The organism is uncultured Phascolarctobacterium sp. (assembly GCF_934190775.1).
Lineage (GTDB): Bacteria > Bacillota > Negativicutes > Acidaminococcales > Acidaminococcaceae > Phascolarctobacterium_A.
In genome coordinates this window covers 28,346-47,218 of sequence record NZ_CAKPTG010000018.1, presented here as the reverse complement: position 1 = coordinate 47,218, position 18,873 = coordinate 28,346, and the positions used below count along the sequence as shown (strand labels likewise).

The following is an 18,873-nucleotide window of genomic DNA, read 5'->3' as shown; positions in this document are numbered from 1 at the left end:
GCAGATATGCGAGTTGTTTTAACTATCGTAGGTAAGGATAAGGTAGGTATTACCGCTAAAGTCAGCAATGCTTTGGCAGAAATGAATATTAACATTATCAACATCAATCAAAACATTATGCAAGGCTTTTTCAATATGGTGCTGATTGCTGATATGGCAGAGGCTAACGTGCCCATTGCCGAAGCACGTGACAAAATGGCTGCGCTGGGCGAAGAAATCGGTGTAGAAATCCGTCTGCAGAGTGAAGAGATTTTCAGCGCAATGCATCGTATATAGGAGGCTGTCATGTTATTCAATACTGACGATATTTTAGAAACTACGCGCATGATTACCCAAAATAAGCTGGACGTGCGTACTATCACCATGGGCATCAGCCTGCGTGATTGCGGTCATCCGGATATTAAGGTAACAGCGCAAAAGATTTATGATAAGATTTGCCGTAAGGCAGAGCATCTGGTAAAAACCGGTGAGGATATCGAGGTTGAGCTGGGCGTGCCCATCATCAACAAGCGTATTTCCGTAACGCCGATTTCCATGGTTGGTGAAAGCTGTGACAGCAACGATTATGTACCGCTGGCACAGGCTTTGGACAATGCAGGCAAGCAGGTCGGCGTCAACTTCATCGGCGGTTTTTCCGCTCTCGTGGACAAGGGCTACACCAAAGGCGACCGCAATCTGATTGCGTCCATTCCGGAAGCACTGGCAGTTACTGATATTGTCTGCTCCTCTGTAAGCGTAGGTTCTACCAAATGCGGCATCAACATGGATGCTGTAAAACAGATGGGCGAGGTTGTGAAGGCTGCCGCTGAGCGTACTGCTGACCGCGATGCGATTGGCTGCGCTAAGCTGGTAGTATTCTGCAACGCTGTGCCAGATAACCCGTTCATGGCAGGTGCCTTCCATGGCGTAACAGAGCCGGAAAGCGTTATCAATGTTGGCGTCAGCGGCCCGGGCGTTGTTAAATACGCACTGGAGCAGGTGCGTGACGGCGATATCGGTATGGTTGCCGAAACGATTAAGAAAACTGCCTTCAAGATTACCCGCGTTGGCCAGCTGGTAGCACAGGAGGCTGCACGTCGCCTGAATACCCAGTTCGGTATTATCGATCTGTCCTTGGCGCCGACTCCGGCAATCGGCGACAGTGTTGCGCATATTCTGGAGGAAATCGGTCTGGAAAGCTGCGGTGGTCCTGGCACTACCGCGACATTGGCTATGCTGAACGACGCAGTTAAAAAGGGTGGCCTGATGGCTTCCAGCTACGTTGGCGGTCTGAGCGGTGCGTTTATCCCTGTAAGTGAGGACGCTGGTATGATTGCTGCGGTAGAGCGCGGTGCCCTGTCTTTGGAAAAACTGGAGGCTATGACCTGCGTATGCTCCGTTGGCCTTGATATGATTGCCATTCCGGGAGATACTACGGCAGCAACTATTTCCGCAATTATTGCCGATGAAGCTGCAATCGGTATGATTAACAATAAAACTACTGCTGTACGTCTGATTCCTGTTCCGGGCAAGGACGTAGGCGATCGTGTTGAATTCGGCGGCCTGCTGGGTTATGCGCCTGTTCTTGGTGTGAAGAAGTTCAGCGCTGAAAAATTCATCAACCGCGGCGGACGTATTCCTGCACCGGTAAGGAGCCTGACCAACTAATGCGTAAGGCTCAAAGAGAAGCTATTCTGGCCAAGCTGGAGGAAACCTACAAGGGCAGCAAGACGGCGCTGAATTATAGTTCGCCGTTTGAGCTTTTGGTAGCGGTAATCCTTTCGGCCCAATGTACGGATGAACGCGTAAATGTGATTACGGCGCGTATGTTTCCGCGTCTGAATACGCCGGAAAAAATGGGCGCACTGACGCAGGAGGAAATGGAAGCGGAAATCCGCGACTGCGGTCTGTACCATGCCAAGGCCAAAAACCTGCTGGGCATGTGCCACATGCTGACGGAGCGCTTTAACAGCGTGATTCCTAATGATATCAAAACGCTGATGGAATTACCCGGCGTGGGGCAGAAAACGGCGAACGTTATTGCCAGCATTATCTACAACATTCCGGCGCTGGCTGTAGATACGCATGTTTTCCGCGTGTCGCACCGTCTGGGGCTGGCAAAGGGCAAGGACCCGCTGACTACGGAAAAGGAGCTGGAAAAAATCATTCCGCGTGAAAAGTGGAGTGAGGCGCATCACTGGTTTATCTGGCACGGGCGCAAAATCTGCAAGGCACGCAAGCCGCTGTGCCGCGGTTGTGTGGTTGTAGAGGAATGCCCGTTCAAAGAGAAAAACTTTGAGTAAGTCTGCCTGCTGCTAAACGCGTAAGCGTTTACAGGCGGTGCTTGCGGTAGAAGTGCTGACAGAAGTGATAAGTAAAAAGCGAAGCAAAAAAATTGGCCTGCAACCCGCGAGGGTGGCAGGCCTTTTTGCGGTGTGTTGATTTGCTTTTTCAGTGTCTATCTGTGATGTACTTTTTTGCACTGTATTTTTATGACGCACACGGTTAGCAGAGGCTTTGCCTTGCTACAGGTGCAGTTCACACGTATGTCAAAAAAATGTCCACTGTGACAAAAATCTTTTACATATTTTTGCTCATAATTATCGTTAAAATAAAGAGTATATTAAGGAAAAAGAATGATAATTCCTGTTAATTTAAAAAGTTACAAATTAATTATTCTTAACGTGTGAAAATTGATTTTGATGTCTTCTTCAAAAATATAAAAGTTTGACCGAAGAAGATAATTAGCGTACAATAAAAGTAGGTAAAGGAGACGAACTGCTAAATTTTCAAGGCCTTGAATTTTAGTACCACCTTATCTGAGTTATATTTGATTAGTGAAATGCTTTGTAACGAGGATTAAGCTTGCGCCACTGTGGCGCAGCGTGGAAAAGGGGGATTGAAAATGAAAAAAACTAGAAAGCAAACTGCTTTGGCAAAGTGCGTGCTGGCGACAATTATGGCGATGGGCATGATGGGTTACACTACTGTGTGGGCTGAAGATACTGTTACGCCTACGCCGTCTCCGATTGATAAGACTGTTTCTAAAGACGCTGCAGGACATATCTATGATGCTTCTCATAATTATGGTAGGGGTTATTTCTGGACGGATTTAGGACATGCACAGGTACAGATCGGCTCCGACAAGCAGATTGAATTGTTTACACCTTTTATTTATCATACTAATAATGCTCAATGGGAAAATGGTGGTGCTAACTGGAGTCCTGTACATGAGGGCGACAATTCCGAAATGCAGTGCGAAGAGTCTATGAGTAATATCACTGTAGGCGAATTCGACAGAATTATCAAATCTCTCTATACCAATGATATCACCATGGCAAAGACCATTTACGGTGAAGAAGGTCAGGCAGGCTTGCAGGATAAGCTTATTAAAGAGGTAATGGCAACTGCAGGGCAGGGCGCAATAGTTAATACCTATACATTGGTACGCGAAAATGGTACAGAGGTTGAAACCAGTATTGTTGATACCAACACCATTACTACTGTAGCAGATGACGAGAATGGTTATGTAACTGTTAGCGGCGGAATGGGTGAAGATGGCAATTATAATTACACTGTAGGCTTTGACGAAACACAACTTGACAATAGGATTGCCGAGAAGGACAAATATGTTATCGGAGGCAGCATCAGCAATGACGGCAAAATCAGCCTGAACCTGCGTAATGTCGAAGCGCCTATTGAGCTGACAGGCCAACTGAAGGATGCACAGCTGACTGAAATTGCGAGAGATAAGGAAGCCGGAACTGCTACATTGGTAGTAAAAGATGGCTATACCAATGACGAAGTACGCAGACTGAAGATTGAAGATATCGCAAGCAAGGAACAAAATGATAGAGACCATGCTGAATTCAGAGAGCATTTTAATGAGCTCGATCATCGCGTTGACAGCCTCGGCAGCCGCGTTGACAAGGTTGGCGCCGGTGCCGCCGCTCTCGCAGCGCTGCACCCGATGGATTTCGATCCCGATGATAAGCTGACCTTTGCTGCAGGCTACGGCAACTACAAGGGCAAAAACGCTGCTGCGGTAGGCGCGTTCTACCGTCCGGATGAAAAGGTTATGTTCAGCATTGGCGGAACCTTTGGCAACGGCGAGAACATGGTGAATGCAGGTATTTCCTTCTCCCTGGACCGCACCGCACGCGTAAGCAATTCCCGTACAGCGATGGCTAAGGAAATCGTAGACCTGAGAGCGAATGTAGCTAACCTCACCGCGCTGGTAGGCCAGCTGACCGCAGGCATGGGCGGCACGATTGAGATGGATAGAATGAAGCTCTTCCCGGATGTTCCCGAAAACCATTGGGCTTACGAGTACATCGGACGTCTGGCAGCAGCAGGCATCATCGAGGGCTATCCCGATGGCATGTTCAACGGCAACCGCATGATGAGCCGCTACGAATTCGCAGCAATGCTGTACAGAGCACTGGAAAAAGGCGTGAAGCTGGACCACAAGCTGGTACGCGAATTTGAGCCTGAAATGGGACGTATCCATGTTGCCCGCATCTCCGGTGCGGATGGCGACAGAGGCAAGATTGAGCGTGTACGCGTATATGGCGGCGACAACCGTGACCATTACGGCAGCAAGCTGAAATAAGGCTGGCTGTATAGCTTGAGCTTTACATAACACTCCCTTTTCTATACTAAAAAGAGGAGAGCACCAAAATCCCCTATAGGATTTCAGGTGTTCTCCTCTTGCTTTTGTTTTACACAGTGTTTGGCTTAATCCCAGCGCTTGAGCATGTCCTCAATAATTTCCTTATTGGTTTTGCGGCGCTTCTTCTCGTAGTTACGGAAGTTATTATCTCTGTGGTCGGTGGAGTAGTCGGCGTAGTCAAAGTCGTCATCGCTGCGTTCGTAGCTGCGGTTGTAGTCGCCGTGGCCATCGTCCAGGGAAAGCGGGATTTGCTGTGTGTAGGTATAGGGTTGTGTGTACATGATTGACCTCTGAAGATGGGAAGTTATTTGCTTTTATTCAGCTTCTTTCATAACTGAAAGAAGCTGGCAAGAAAGGTTCGCGCTTTTTGTAAAGCGCGGCAAAACAAAAACTTTTTCGAGAAAAAGTTTTACCAAAAAGCTTTATAAATAGGGTTGCTTTGCTGTTACTAGCGCCTGTTCGAAATTCTTTCGAATGTTCTTCGTAACCTATGAAGTGCTTTGTTGTTTGTCTAAGCCTTGTTTTCGGTGACTAAACTTCGCGTTAGTCTAAACCTCAAAAAATGCTTGTACATTCGTCAATTCGTTGTAATAGCCTTTCGCTTATCACGAACCAAGGAGAATATGGTAAAGCATTTTTTGCTAAGCTTTTTTGTGCGAGCAAAAAAGCGACTGTTTCCCGCGCTTTCGCAAAGCGCGCCCCTTTCTTGTTACTTCTTTCGGGGACGAAAGAAGTAAAACTAGAGCAAGCAGTAACAACTTCCCTTTTTTAACTTACATATAATTATGCTCTTTTACATGGTCAGAGTGCAGCAGCTGCTCTGCCTTCTCACTCAGCGGTTTTTCTAGGAAGTCCTTATAAAGCTCCTGTACATCCGGATTGTTGTGGGACTGGTGCAGAGGACGGTTGCTGTCGATGGCATAGAGCTTATTGCCAAGTACGTCGGCACGTTCTTCGCCGTCATGAATCGGCTGACCGCCGCCGCCAACGCAGCCGCCGGGGCAGGCCATGACTTCTACGAAGTCATAATGAACCTTGCCTGCTTTCAGCTCGTCGAGCAGCTTGCTTGCATTACCCAGACCGCTTACCGTGCAGGTGCGCAGAGTTGCACCGCCAAGGGTGAATTCACGTACCTTGCGGCCTTCTGTACCGCGAACGTCGGTGAAGGCATCCTCAGGAGCTTCCTTGCCTTCGATTACATGGTAAGCGGTACGCAGTGCTGCTTCCATAACGCCGCCGCTGGCACCGAAGATAACTGCAGCGCCGGTGCTTTGGCCGAGCGGATTATCAAAGGGCAGTTCACCCAGCATTGCCGGGTTGATGTGCTCGGCACGCAACAGTCGGATAAGCTCGCGGGTGGTGAGTACGATATCTACATCATGGGTACCACTGCTGCGCATAGAGAAGAGAGCGGCTTCGCGTTTTTTGGAAACGCAGGGCATGATAGAAATAGAGCAGATTTCCTTTGGCTTCAGGCCTTTCTTCTGTGCAAAATAGGATTTTGCCAGCGCACCGAAAATCTGTTGCGGAGATTTGGTGGTGGAAAGGTTAGGCACGAAGTACGGATGAGTTTTGTTTACATAGCTTACCCAGCCGGGGCAGCAGGAGGTGAACATGGGCCAGCTGTGGTCCTGCGGATTTTGCAGATGCTCTAACAGCTCGCTTGCTTCCTCCATGATGGTAACGTCGGCAGCGTAGCAGGTGTCGAATACATAGTCGAAGCCGATTTTCTTCAGTGCTGCAACCATGCGGCCTTCTGTTGCCAGCTCGGGCGGCAGGTTAAAGGCTTCGGCCCAGGCGGTGCGAACTGCAGGTGCAACCTGTACTACGGTTACCTTATTGGGATCGGCCAATACGTCATAAATTTTGGGAACGTCGTTACGCTCCTTCAGCGCGCCAACGGGGCAGTGGGTGATACACTGACCGCAGAGACTGCAGTCACTGTCCTCAATGGAAACATTGCCGGCAACGTCTACAGTAGTACGGGAGCCGGTGTTCTGTACGTCCCAGATATGCAGCTTTTGCACCTTGTCACAAATCTGGACACAGCGCATGCATTTGATGCATTTTTTTGAATCGCGGATGAGCGGGAACTCCTGGTTCCAGGGAGTGTCGACAACATCACGCTCATAGGGAATATCGTAAATGCCAAGGTCATTAGCCAAAGTCTGCAGGCTGCAGTTGCCGCTGCGCACGCAGGTTGCGCACATGCAGTCATGCTGGGATAAAATCAGCTCCACGTTGGTGCGGCGGATGCTGCGGGCCTTAGGGGAGTTGGTGAATACTACAAGTCCTTCCTGTACCGGAGTGGTGCAGGCGGTAACTACACGGTTCTGTCCCTGAATTTCAACTACGCAGACCTTGCAGGCACTGATTTCGTTGATGCCTTTAAGATAACACAGGCGGGGGATTTCGATGCCGACGGTGGCAGCAGCCTGCATGATTGTTGTCCCCTGGGGAACGGAAACTTTTTGTCCGTCGATTGTCAGGTTTACCATTTTAAGGTTCTGCCTCCTTTCAGTGTGCTGAAGCCGAATTTGTCGCAGCGCAGGCAGCGTCCTGCTTCCTGGCAGGCTTCCTGCTTGGTCATGCCGCATTCAATCGGCTCAAAGGTATGCTTGCGTTCGCCTGCTTCGGTTTCGTGCATCTGGATACGGCCGCAGGGACGTTTATCGTCAATAGACGGGTCGGGGATAACTACATCACAGGAAATGGTGTGGTTATAGCCCAGATATTCATCAATATTAGCGGCAGCAACCTTACCGGCAGCAATAGCGCGGATTACGGTTGCAGGACCGGTTACGCAGTCGCCGCCGGCGAATACGCCTTCATTGTTGGCAAGCTCACTGCTGGAGAGGGCGGAAATAGTACCGCGTTTGATTTTGATGCCGGCCTCCTCGAACGGACGCAGCTCAATGCCCTGGCCGATAGCAACAACGATAACGTCGCAGGGAATGCGCTCTAGCTCTACGTCAGCGTGAATCGGACGCGCACGTCCCCAGGCATCGATAGGACCGATGATTTGCGGTTCAGCCCAGAGAGCGGCCACATTACCTTCGGCATCTGCTTCGATGTGGTGCGGAGCCTTTAAGCCGTACAGCTCAGCGCCCTCGGCGATAGCGCCTTCGATTTCCTCAGGCAGTGCAGTCATATCGTCCTGACGACGGCGGTAGGCGATGATAACCTTCTTGGCACCGAGGCGGATAGAGCTGCGGGTGCAGTCCATAGCAACGTTGCCGCCGCCGATAACGACAACGGTTTTATCCTTAAAGTCAGGCATTTTTTCCTCACCGATGTTGCGCAGCATTTCTACCGCACTGATAACACCGTGGGAATTCTCGCCTTCAATACCGATTTTTTTGTCGGTGTGGGCACCGATGGCAATATAAACTGCGTCAAATTCCTCACGCAGCTTTTCAAAGGGGATATCGCCCTCCTCGTTGCCGATTCTGGTGTTGCGATGTACCTCTACGCCGGTGGACAAAATAGCGTCCAGGTCCTCCTGCAGACGTTCACGCGGGAAGCGGTAAGCAGGAATGCCGTAGCGCAGCATGCCGCCGAGCTTGCTCTTTTCTTCGAATACAACAGCATGGTGTCCCATCAGCTCCAGGTAGTAGGCTGCGGACATACCGCTGGGGCCGCCACCGATGATGGCGATACGTTTGTTGGTAGCAGGCTGTTTTTCGGGCAGCGGCACAGTGTTGCTGGGCGCATTGTCGACAGCCATACGCTTCAGACCGCGGATGTTGATAGGAGCATCAATCATGCTGCGGCGGCAGCGTGCTTCGCAGGGGTGCTCGCAGATAAGACCGCAGGCAGTAGGGAAGGGGTTATCCTTGCGGATGAGCTTGACAGCGTCAGCATAACGGCCTGCGCCAACCAGCGCAATGTAGCCGGGGATATCAACCTGTGCCGGGCACAAAGCAACGCAGGGGATAGAATGATGAACGTTGACAGAGCATTTGCCCTTCTTTATGTGGTTAATGTAATCTTCACGGAAGCCTTCCAGACCGGCCAAAACCATTTTGGCTGCTTCGAAGCCGATGGCGCAGTCAGCGCTGTTGGCAACATTTTGTGCGGTGCTTTCGATTAAATCCAGAGTGTGCATGTCAGCCTTGCCGGCGAGCACGTCTTCCATAAGATTCTGCAGCTGCGCGAGGCCTACACGGCAGGGCACGCATTTGCCACATGTTTGTGCGTGGCAGACTTTGAGGAACGACAGCTGCAGGTCAACAGGGCACAGTCCCGGGGGGCTGGCGATGATGTGTCGTTCCAGGTCCTTGTACAAGCGCTCGACCGTAAGCTGTGCCTGGTCGGGTGTTTCAATTCTTAAACGGCTCATAATTTTCCTCCAAAAAGCATACACTAAATATATAAAGGTATAAACTATATTATACAGAAAAAAGCTGAATTTCGCAATAATAAAGAAGATAGTTTTTCTGTAACAATCTGAGCAGAAAACAGGCCGCAAGCGCTTTTTTTGCCTGCTGTAGCAGGCAAGCACGCTTGCGGGGGCTATGCTTTTTTTGCCTTGTTTTTTGTGTTATACTAATACTAAGCTTTAGAGCATTAATGCTGTCGGCAGAAACGTTTGCATCCGGCGGCTTAAAATATTGGAGGGTTAGATATGCAGCTTACTGCTACACATTATATCAGCCTGGCGGTGACGCTTTTGGTGACGCTGCTGCCGGGGCTTTTGGCAGCCAGAAGGGTGAAATCTGCCGATGATTATAACGTAGGCGGTCGCAGCTCGGGCGCAGGCCTTGTCGCCGGTACCATTATCGGCACGATTGTCGGCGGCGCTGCTACCGTTGGCACGGCGCAGCTTGGCTTTAAGCTGGGACTGACGGCCTGGTGGTTTACGCTGGGCAGCGGCATTGCGCTTTTGCTGATGGCGGCGTTTTACGCTGTGCCCTTGCGCCGCAGCTCACTGACCACAGTAGCGGAGTACCTCGTTACGGATTACGGCAAGCCTGCGGGGTGGCTGGCGACCTTCAGCGCCTGCGCCGGTATTTTTTTCAGCATCGTAGCGAGCACGCTGACGGCGTTGCATCTCATTGCAGGCTTGTTCGGCGTACCACTTTTGGCTGCATCGGGCATCGTTATCGCTGTTACCTTGCTGCTGGTGTTTTTCGGCGGCCTCAGCAGCAGCGGTATGGCGGGTATTTTCAAGATTGTGCTGATTTTCGCCAGCATTTTCGTCGGCGGCTTGCTGGCCTACGCCGATATGGGACAGTGGCAGGGCATGACGCAGAGCTTTGCGCCGTATCCCTGGTTCAGCCTTTTCGGGCGCGGGATGGAGGATGGACTTGTCAGCCTCGGCTCGATGATTGTGGGCGTTATTTCTACGCAGACCTATGTGCAGGCGCTGTTTTCGGCGCGCGACACCAAAACAGCAGCTGTTGGCTGCTGTGTTGCCGCTCTGATTGTCATTCCCGTGGGATTACCGTCGGTGCTGATTGGTATGTTCATGCATCTGCATCACCCGGAAATTAATTCTATCGACGCATTGCCGCTGTATCTTGTTACTTATCTGCCGCAATGGCTTGGCGGTATCGGTCTGGGCGCTGTGCTGCTTTCGGCCTTAGGCTCAATTGCCGGTCTGGCGCTGGGTGTAGGCACGATGATTTCGCGTGACATCGTCAGCAAAATCTGGCTGAAGGCTACGGCTGTAGGCCAGCTGTGGGCAAGCCGCCTGAGCGTGCTGGCCGTTTCTGTTGCTGCAATGGTGTTCGTCTTTATGCATCTTGATTCGTCGGTGCTGGAGTGGAATTACCTGTCCATGGCGCTGCGGGGCAGCGGTATCTTTCTGCCGCTGACGTTCTGCATCTTCTTCCCGGGCAGGGTGCGCGCTTCGATGGGCGTGGCTGCTATGGGTGCAGGCATTTTTGCGGCGCTCTTCTGGAAGCATATCAGCCCGTGGGAAATCAACAGTCTGCTGCCGGCGCTCGTGTATAATCTGTTCTTTTTACTCATCGGTTTAGCGTGGGGCAAGGAAGGTGAATAGAAAAGAAAAAGCTGCTTTTACAGCAAGCGGTTGCTTGCAAAAAGCAGCGTGATATGCTATGTTATAGGCAAAGGACAACTGCCTATGCGGTGAGTTGCCTTAGTGGAAAATCAGTTCAAGAAGCCACTCCGCCACGGGGCAATGTGTAGGAGTGGTTTTCTTGTATCCGGTTGTTTGTTCTAAAGAAAAAGCTGCTTTTACAGCAAGCTGTTTGCTTGCAAAAAGCAGCGTAATGTGCTATATTATAGACAAAGGACAACCGCCCACGTCGGTGGGTTGCCAAAGCTTTTATTGCGGAAGAACCGCCCTGTCACTAGGCAAAGATTAAGGGCGGTTTTCCTATGTCTGGGCTATTTACTGAACTGAAAAATAAATGTCAGCAACGCCAGAATGAATACGCCAAAGGCCATCAGGTCCTTAAAGTCGTAGTTCTTCATAGGCATCACCTCCATTCTGTTGGAGAATGATGGCAATGCCCACCCGTAAGCACGATTGTCCAAAGTCTGAATATATTGTAACATAGATAAAGAGAACATACAACGAACGAATTGTGAATTCACGGTTGTATGTTTTTTCAGTTTTAGGCAGGAAATTTATCTGTAATGCTAGAATAGTTTTACATACATTTGCCGCAGATTTGCGCGGCAGAGGTCTTTTAATTTAAGGAGCAAGAGATGACAAAACGCTTTACTCATTTACATGTACATACGGAATACAGCCTGCTGGACGGCGCTTCAAAAATCCCTGAGCTGGTGGCCTATGCCAAGGAGCTGGGTATGGACAGTCTGGCGATTACCGACCACGGCGCAATGTACGGCGCAGTGGAATTTTATCAGGAGTGTACCAAAGCAGGCATCAAGCCGATTATCGGCTGTGAGGTGTATCTGGCGAAGGAATCGCATCTGGAAAAGAATAACCGTGGCATGTATCATCTGATTCTGCTGGCGGAGAACGATACAGGCTACCATAACCTGATGAAAATTGTCAGCATTGGTCAGCTGGAGGGCTTTTATTATAAGCCGCGTGTAGACAAGGACGTACTGCGTACCTATCACGAGGGAATTATCTGCCTCAGCGCCTGCGTTGCCGGTGAGGTGCCGCAGATGATTTTGCAGGACAACCTGGAGGGAGCACGCCGCTGCATTCAGGAATATATCGATATTTTCGGCAAGGACAATTACTTTCTGGAAATTCAGGACCATGACCTTGATGAGGAGCACAAGGTCAGCGCAGTGCTGAAGCAGCTGGCGCAGGAGTTTAGTCTTGGTCTGGTGGCGACGAACGATTTGCATTACGTGCAGCAAAAGGATGCGGCGGCGCAGGATATTCTGCTGTGCATTCAGACGACGAGCACGGTAGATGAACCTGACCGTATGCGCTTCAATAACGACAGCTATTATCTGAAAAGCTATGATGAGATGGAGGCACTGTTCGGCGACTGTCCGGAGGCTTTGAGCAATACCAATAAAATTGCCGACCGCTGCAACGTAACGATGGAGTTCGGACACCTGCTGCTGCCGGAGTTCCCGGTGCCGGAGGGCTTTGACGCTGTGAGCTATCTGCGCCACCTGTGCGAGGAAGCTTTGCCTAAGCGCTATGAGGTTGTGGATGACAAGGTGCGTGAGCGTCTGGACTTTGAGCTGGATATTATCAACACGATGGGCTACGCCTGCTACTTCCTGATTGTCTGGGATTTTATCAACTACTGCCGTAGCCATGATATTCCGGTAGGTCCTGGACGTGGCAGTGCCGCAGGCAGTATCGTGGCTTATCTGCTGCGCATAACGAATATTGAGCCTTTGCGCTATCATCTGCTGTTTGAACGCTTTCTGAATCCGGAGCGCGTCAGCATGCCTGATATTGATACCGACTTCTGCTACGTGAAGCGTAACCAGGTGCTGGATTATGTAGTGCGCCGTTACGGACAGGAGCGTGTGGCGCAGATTATTACCTTCGGCACCCTGCAGGCGCGCGCGGCAGTGCGCGACGTGGGCAAGGCGCTGGGCATGAGCTACAGTGCGGTTGATGAAATTGCCAAGCTGATTCCGCGCGAGGTTGGCATTACGTTGGAGAAGGCGCTGAACGGCAGCAAGGACTTCCGTAATGCGTACGACACGCGTCCGGAGATCAAAAAGCTGATTGACCTTGCGCAAAGCGTGGAGGGCCTGCCGCGTAACGCAGGCACACATGCCGCCGGTGTTATTATCGCACCGCATAATATGAAAAACTACGTACCGCTGCAGCAGGGCAGTGAGGGTGGCGTCATCACCCAGTACGATAAAAATAAGGTAGAAGAGCTGGGCCTGCTGAAGATGGACTTTCTGGGCCTGCGCACACTGACAGTTATCGGTGATTGTATTCGCTTTATCCGCGAAACTACGGGTGAAGAGATTGATATCGATAACATTCCGCTGGCAGATGAGGCGACCTGCGCTATGCTGCGACGTGGTGAAACGTCCTGCGTCTTCCAGCTGGAGTCGGCCGGCATCACCAAGCTGGTTGTGGACCTGGCGCCGGAAAGCTTTGAGGATCTGATTCCGCTGGTGGCACTGTACCGCCCCGGTCCTCTTGGTACCGGTATGGCAGAAGATTTTATCGCCGGTCGTCATGGGCAGCGCACAGCGAAGGTGCTGCACCCGCTGATGGAGCCAATTTTGCAGGATACCTATGGCGTTATTCTGTATCAGGAGCAGGTTATGCAGATAACATCTGCGCTGGCAGGCTTTACGCTTGGTCAGGCCGATATCCTGCGCCGCGCGATGGGCAAGAAGAAGGCCAAGGAGCTGGATTCCATGCGCCAGTCGTTTATCGACGGTGCCAAAAAGCTGCATGATATCCCGGAAGAGCTGAGCGACCAGATTTTCTCGCTCTTGCAGCACTTTGCCGGTTATGGCTTCAACAAATCGCACTCCGTTGCCTATGCGCTGGTAGCCTATGAAACTGCGTATCTGAAGGCGCATTGGCGTCCGCAGTTCTACGCCGCCTTTCTTAACAGCATTATCGGTGATGCGGATAAGGTGAGCTGGTATATCAACGTCTGCCGCAATGATAATATCCAAATTCTGCCGCCCGATGTCAACGAGAGTGGCAACAACTTCACAGTTCATCAGAATAATACTATACGCTTTGGTCTGGCAGGCATCAAAAATACAGGCGAGGCTGCTGTAGATGCCATTATCAGCGCGCGTAACGAAGGCGGTCCCTTTAAGAGCCTGATTGATTTCTGCTGCCGCGTGAATATGCGTGCTGTCAACAAGCGTGTTATTGAAAATATGATTAAATGCGGTGCTATGGATTCCTTTGGTGCCAGACGCTCGCAGTTGCTCGCTGTTCTGGACCAGGCAACGGATTTGGGCGCTGCCTGCCAAAGAGACATGGCCAACGGCCAGCTGGGACTTTTCGGCGATGTGCAGGATGTTGGCGCAAGCGAAATCAGCCTGCCGCAGCTGGATGAATTTCCCAAGCAGCTTATTCTGCAATATGAAAAGGAAATCATCGGCTTTTACGTTACCGACCATCCGCTGAGCGATTATAAAAAGATGCTGGAACGCTTTATGCCGCTGCACCAGTTTGGCGGCGATACCCAGGTCGCAGACGGGCAGTTCGTGCGGGTGGCAGGCATTATTACCAACTGCACGATCAAAACAACTAAGCGCGGAGATACGATGGCGGTGCTGACGCTGGAGGATTTCAGCGGACGCTTCCCGATAATTGTCTTCCCGCAGGCCTACCGCAATAGTGTCAAGGATATTTACGAGGACAGTGTGGTAGCAATTGAAGGACGCTTCAGTGTAGACGAACGTGAAAGCAAGATTATTGCCAACAGCGTGCGTGTGCTGCCCTCTAAGCCGCCGACAGAAATATGCCTGCGCATTGAAGCGCATCTGGAAAATCCGCTGATCCAGCGTGAGCTGATGCAGCTGTTCCAGAAATATAAGGGTGATGACTGCGTATACCTGCAGCTGATGGGCTCGCGTAAGCTGATCAAGACTACGCCTAACTTCTGGGTGAACAGTGAAGCACCGGGCTTTGCCGAAGATGTTGTCAAAATTTTGGGCGATAACTGCGTAGTAAAGCGGAACTGAGTATAATTGATTGAGCTATTTTTCATAAACTTTCATGATATACTTGCAAGTTTAAGTGCAAAAATGCTAAAATAAAGAGAAGAATGTAAAAAAGCCGGAGCAACAGCTCCTGTATAAAGCTTAAGGAGGCAGCAAATGAATATTCTCGTTTGTTTAAAACAAGTGCCGGATACGGCAAAAGTAAAATTTAACCGCGAAACCAATACCTTGGACCGTACGGGTGTAGAAAATATTATGAACCCTTATGACCGTCAGGCATTGGAGGTAGCTCTGTGCCTGAAGGACAAGGAAGGTGCTAAGGTAACTGTACTGACCATGGGCCTGCCCCAGGCAACCGATATTTTGAAGGAAGCAATCGCTATGGGCGCTGATGATGGCGTTCTGCTGAGCGACCGCGTTCTGGGCGGCAGCGATACTCTGGCAACCAGCCTGGCTCTGGCTGCTACTGTTAAACATTTGGGCGAGTTCGACCTCGTGCTCTGCGGCAAGCAGGCAGTAGACGGCGATACTGCACAGGTTGGCCCGGAAATGGCTGAGCATCTGGGAATTCCTCAAATTACCGGCGCTCTGAGCCTGAGCTACGAAGACGGCAAATTTGTTGTGGTACGTGAAAACGAAAACTACCAGCTGACTTTGGCTTGCGCTGCACCGCTCTTAGTTACCGTAACCAAATCTGAAAAAGAGCCGCGTTTTGCCAGCATTAAGGGCAAAATGAAAGCACGTAAGGCGCAGATTCCTACTCTGACTGTTGCAGACCTGGAGCTTGATCCGGCAACCGTAGGCCTGAAGGGCTCTCCGACCAAGGTTAAAAAAGCCTTCACCCCGGCTCCGCCTGAAATCAACGGCGAAATCATTACCGAAGCAGATGCTGATGCAGCAGTAGATATGCTGTTTGAAAAGCTGGTTAAGGCAGAGGTTATTACCCGCTAAGGCGAACCATGCTGATAAAAGTAAACAGGCAGCTTTGCTGTGGCTGTGAGGAATGTGTTGCAGTATGCCCGATGGGGGCTATTGCGCTGTACGAGGGCAGGGCGCAGATTGATATGCAGCAGTGTGTCTGCTGTGGTGCCTGCATCCGCGAATGTTCCATGGAGGCCATAGCTATTGCCGAAAATGACAATACTGAAGATAACGAATAGGAGTGTGTAAATATGTGGGTTATTGCTGAACAGGAAAATGGTCAGCTGATGAATGTTACCTTTGAGCTGTTGGGCGCTGCCAAAGAGCTGTGTGCCAAGCTGGAGGAAAAATGCTGTGCGGTACTGGTGACCGCTGCTGCAGGCGAGCTGCCGCAGCAGCTGATTGCTGCCGGTGCTGACGTTGTTTATGTTATTGAGGATGCTAAATATGCAGAGTATGACACCGAGTTATATACCGATGCTATCTGCCAATTGTCTAAAAAATATGATCCCGCATCCATTATGTTCGGTGCTACCGATGACGGCCGTGACCTGGCTCCGCGTGTTGCAGCACGTCTGCATACCGGTCTGTGCGCTGACTGCACCGCTCTTGATGTAACCGATGAGAAGCTCGTTGCCTGGACTCGTCCTGCACTGGGCGGCAACATCTGTGCTACCATCATCTGCGACGTTAACCGTCCGCAAATGGGCACTGTACGTCCTAAAGTGTTCAAGCCGGCAGAACTGGACAACACCCGCACCGGTGAGGTTATTGCCTTCACTCCGGAAGCAGGTGCTGTAAGCCGCGTTGAGCTGGTTAAAAAAGAAGCTCTGAGCAGCGAAAACGCTGTTAAGATTGATGAAGCTGATATGATCGCAGCAGGTGGCCGCGGCTTTGGCAGCAAAGAAAACTTTGATGTGCTCGAGCAGCTGGCAGCTCTCTTTGAAAACTCTGCAGTAGCAGGCACCCGTGCTGCTATTGACGAGGGCTGGCTGACTCACTCCCAACAGGTTGGCCAATCCGGTAAATCTGTTACTCCGCATATCTACTTTGCCTGCGGCATCAGCGGTGCTATCCAGCATCTGTCCGGCATGAAGGACAGTGATATCATCATCGCTATCAACAAGGACGCAGAAGCACCGATTTTCACCGTTGCTCATTATGGCATCGTAGGTGATGTTAACGTAATTCTGCCGAAGCTGATTGAAAAAATCAAAGCTTACAAGGCATAATTTGATACCTGATTTACAGGAGGCATTCTAGTATGTGGAAAACAATTTATATTGCCCACACTGAGGAACAAGCCAATAAAATAAAACAGTTGCTTACGGAAAACGGCTTTTTGGTACAGCTTAAAAGTTCCGGAGGCAAGCATAACAAGGCTTATGAAATCTGCCTGCCGGTTTCGGAGGCAGAGGATGCCTATGAGGTTTTGTGCGAGAATAAGTTTCAGTACTGAGGAGGCGCTGTCCTGATGAAGAAGACGAAGATTATCTGTACAGTCGGTCCAAGCACGGACAATGTCGAGCTTTTGCGTAAGATGATGCTGGCAGGCATGGATCTGGCACGCTTCAACTTTTCCCATGGTAACCATGAGGACCATGGCAAAAGGCTGCAGCTGGTGCGCCAGGCAGCAGAAGAGGCCGGTAAGGTAATCGCTACGATTGCCGATACCAAGGGGCCGGAAATGCGTCTGGGCATGTTTGCCGAAAGCAAAATCCAGCTGAACGAGGGCGATGATTTTTGCCTGACTACCGAGGACTATTTGGGCGACCGCCATATGGCACACGTCAATTATGCCGGCCTGCCGCAGGAGGTAGAAATAGGCAGCAATATTCTGCTGGCCGACGGTCTGCTTTCCCTAAAGGTTGTACGCATTGATGGCTGCAGAATTTATACCAAGGTAGTCAACGGCGGCGAGCTCAGCTCGCGTAAGCGCGTGGCCTGCCCCGGCATTGAGCTGAAGCTGCCGTTCTTGTCGGAACAGGACAGGGCAGATATTCTTTTTGCTGTCGAGCATGATATGGATTATATTGCGGCATCCTTTGTACAGAAGGCCGATGATGTACTCGCTATCCGCAAGGTGCTCGAGGAAGCAGGCTCTTCTATCGGGATTATTTCCAAAATCGAAAACGAGGCCGGTGTGCAGCATATTGATGAGATTATCGGTGTATCTGACGGCATTATGGTTGCCAGAGGCGACCTGGGCGTAGAGATTCCGACCGAGGATGTACCGCTGGTGCAGAAGGATATCATTGCACGCTGCAACAAGGCAGGCAAGCCTGTTATTACGGCTACGCAGATGCTCGAGAGCATGATTAACAGCTATCGTGCAACACGTGCCGAGGCCAGCGACGTTGCCAACTCTATTTTCGACGGCAGCGATGTTATTATGCTGAGCGGCGAAACTGCCAGCGGCAAATATCCGCTGGAGGCAGTGCAGACGATGGCCAAGATTGCTGTGCGCACGGAAAATGCGCTTGATTATGTGCATATCTTCCAGAAGAAGGGCATAAGCGAGCGCATCCATTCTACCGATGCCATCAGCCATGCTACTGTGCAGATTGCCCAGGAGATCAAGGCAGATACTATTCTTACGATTACGGAATCAGGCTTTACGGCGCGCATGATTGCCAAATATAAGCCTCAGTGTACTGTTGTTGCTGTATCACGTTTGCCGGAGCGCGTGCGTGCAATGCAGCTTTATTGGGGTGTGCTGCCGCTTTTGGGGCCATACTCCACAAATACTGACGAAATGATTGAGCTGTCTTTGCAGTGTGCTTTGCATCACTCTGTAATCAAGGACGGCGCATCTGTTGTTATAACTGCTGGTGTACCTATCGGTACTCCGGGCAGTACTAATCTGATTAAGGTGGTTACAGTGGGTACCAAGCTGCTCAGCGGCACCGGTATCGGCAGCAAGACTGTCACCGGACGCATCTGCGTAGGCCGCACTGCAGCAGACTTCAAGGACAAGTTGCAGAAGGGCGATGTCCTTGTAGTTGATGTGCTTAATGACGAGTTTGTACCGCAGGCTGCTGCCAAGGCAGCAGCGATTATCGCCGAAGAGGGTGGCCTGACATCTTCTACCGCCATTGTTGCGGTAACCTGTGGCCTGCCTGTTATCGTAGGCGCGGAAAAGGCAACATCAAAGCTGACTGATGGACTCGTGGTAACGGTTGATCCTGTTTCCGGCGACGTTTACGAAGGCGATATTAACCTGTAGGAAT

At 50.8% G+C, this 18,873-nt stretch carries 14 protein-coding genes; 11 read left to right on the top strand and 3 right to left on the bottom strand.

The genetic code is table 11. The features are described from left to right. The first annotated feature begins 6 nt into the window (after positions 1-6). The 4 genes from Q0G26_RS09530 to Q0G26_RS09515 all read left to right on the top strand — a co-directional run bounded on the left by Q0G26_RS09530 (position 7) and on the right by Q0G26_RS09515 (position 4,591). Positions 7-276 (top strand): ACT domain-containing protein, encoded by a 270-nt coding sequence (locus Q0G26_RS09530; protein WP_210684603.1) that lies wholly within the window; start codon positions 7-9, stop codon positions 274-276. Positions 277-285: 9 nt separating this feature from the next. Beyond that, positions 286-1,647 (top strand): PFL family protein, encoded by a 1,362-nt coding sequence (locus Q0G26_RS09525; RefSeq protein WP_210684602.1) that lies wholly within the window; start codon positions 286-288, stop codon positions 1,645-1,647. Further along, complete coding sequence (nth, locus tag Q0G26_RS09520; protein WP_293830143.1) at positions 1,647-2,282, top strand: endonuclease III; 636 nt, start codon at positions 1,647-1,649, stop codon at positions 2,280-2,282. Before Q0G26_RS09525 ends, nth begins: the two co-directional genes overlap by 1 nt. 602 nt (positions 2,283-2,884) lie before the next feature. Further along, positions 2,885-4,591 carry an S-layer homology domain-containing protein gene (locus tag Q0G26_RS09515; RefSeq protein ID WP_293830141.1) on the top strand — a complete coding sequence of 569 codons (1,707 nt, stop codon included), beginning with the start codon at positions 2,885-2,887 and terminating at the stop codon, positions 4,589-4,591. A gap of 125 nt (positions 4,592-4,716) precedes the next feature. Here Q0G26_RS09515 and Q0G26_RS09510 read toward each other — a convergent pair whose 3' ends face one another. The 3 genes from Q0G26_RS09510 to Q0G26_RS09500 form a co-directional block, all read right to left on the bottom strand. Then, positions 4,717-4,932, bottom strand: a complete 216-nt coding sequence (locus tag Q0G26_RS09510; RefSeq protein ID WP_021719892.1) for a hypothetical protein — start codon at positions 4,930-4,932, stop codon at positions 4,717-4,719. A gap of 492 nt (positions 4,933-5,424) precedes the next feature. Then, positions 5,425-7,149: a [FeFe] hydrogenase, group A gene (locus Q0G26_RS09505; protein WP_293830138.1), complete on the bottom strand. Its 1,725-nt coding sequence runs from the start codon at positions 7,147-7,149 to the stop codon at positions 5,425-5,427. Further along, entirely contained in the window at positions 7,143-8,993 is a 1,851-nt protein-coding gene (locus tag Q0G26_RS09500) for an NAD(P)-binding protein (protein WP_293725184.1), read from the bottom strand. Before Q0G26_RS09500 ends, Q0G26_RS09505 begins: the two co-directional genes overlap by 7 nt. Positions 8,994-9,278: 285 nt before the next feature. Here Q0G26_RS09500 and Q0G26_RS09495 point away from each other — a divergent pair, with 285 nt between their 5' ends. The 7 genes from Q0G26_RS09495 to pyk all read left to right on the top strand — a co-directional run bounded on the left by Q0G26_RS09495 (position 9,279) and on the right by pyk (position 18,869). Continuing rightward, a complete protein-coding gene (locus tag Q0G26_RS09495; RefSeq protein ID WP_293830136.1) occupies positions 9,279-10,658 on the top strand; it encodes a sodium:solute symporter family protein in 1,380 nt (459 codons plus the stop codon). Positions 10,659-11,332: 674 nt separating this feature from the next. Further along, a complete protein-coding gene (locus tag Q0G26_RS09490) occupies positions 11,333-14,743 on the top strand; it encodes a DNA polymerase III subunit alpha (RefSeq protein ID WP_293830134.1) in 3,411 nt (1,136 codons plus the stop codon). 135 nt (positions 14,744-14,878) lie between these two features. Beyond that, positions 14,879-15,673 (top strand): electron transfer flavoprotein subunit beta/FixA family protein, encoded by a 795-nt coding sequence (locus tag Q0G26_RS09485; RefSeq protein WP_293830132.1) that lies wholly within the window; start codon positions 14,879-14,881, stop codon positions 15,671-15,673. A gap of 8 nt (positions 15,674-15,681) precedes the next feature. Continuing rightward, the gene (locus tag Q0G26_RS09480; protein ID WP_293830130.1) at positions 15,682-15,882 is read left to right on the top strand and encodes a 4Fe-4S dicluster domain-containing protein; all 201 of its coding nucleotides are present in this window, start codon (positions 15,682-15,684) and stop codon (positions 15,880-15,882) included. A 12-nt stretch (positions 15,883-15,894) separates the two neighbouring features. Continuing rightward, positions 15,895-16,875: an electron transfer flavoprotein subunit alpha/FixB family protein gene (locus Q0G26_RS09475; RefSeq protein WP_293830128.1), complete on the top strand. Its 981-nt coding sequence runs from the start codon at positions 15,895-15,897 to the stop codon at positions 16,873-16,875. A 32-nt stretch (positions 16,876-16,907) separates the two neighbouring features. Continuing rightward, complete coding sequence (locus tag Q0G26_RS09470) at positions 16,908-17,102, top strand: hypothetical protein (RefSeq protein WP_021719883.1); 195 nt, start codon at positions 16,908-16,910, stop codon at positions 17,100-17,102. Between the two features lie 15 nt (positions 17,103-17,117). Continuing rightward, entirely contained in the window at positions 17,118-18,869 is a 1,752-nt protein-coding gene (gene pyk / locus Q0G26_RS09465; RefSeq protein ID WP_293830126.1) for a pyruvate kinase, read from the top strand. The last annotated feature ends 4 nt before the right edge of the window (positions 18,870-18,873 follow it).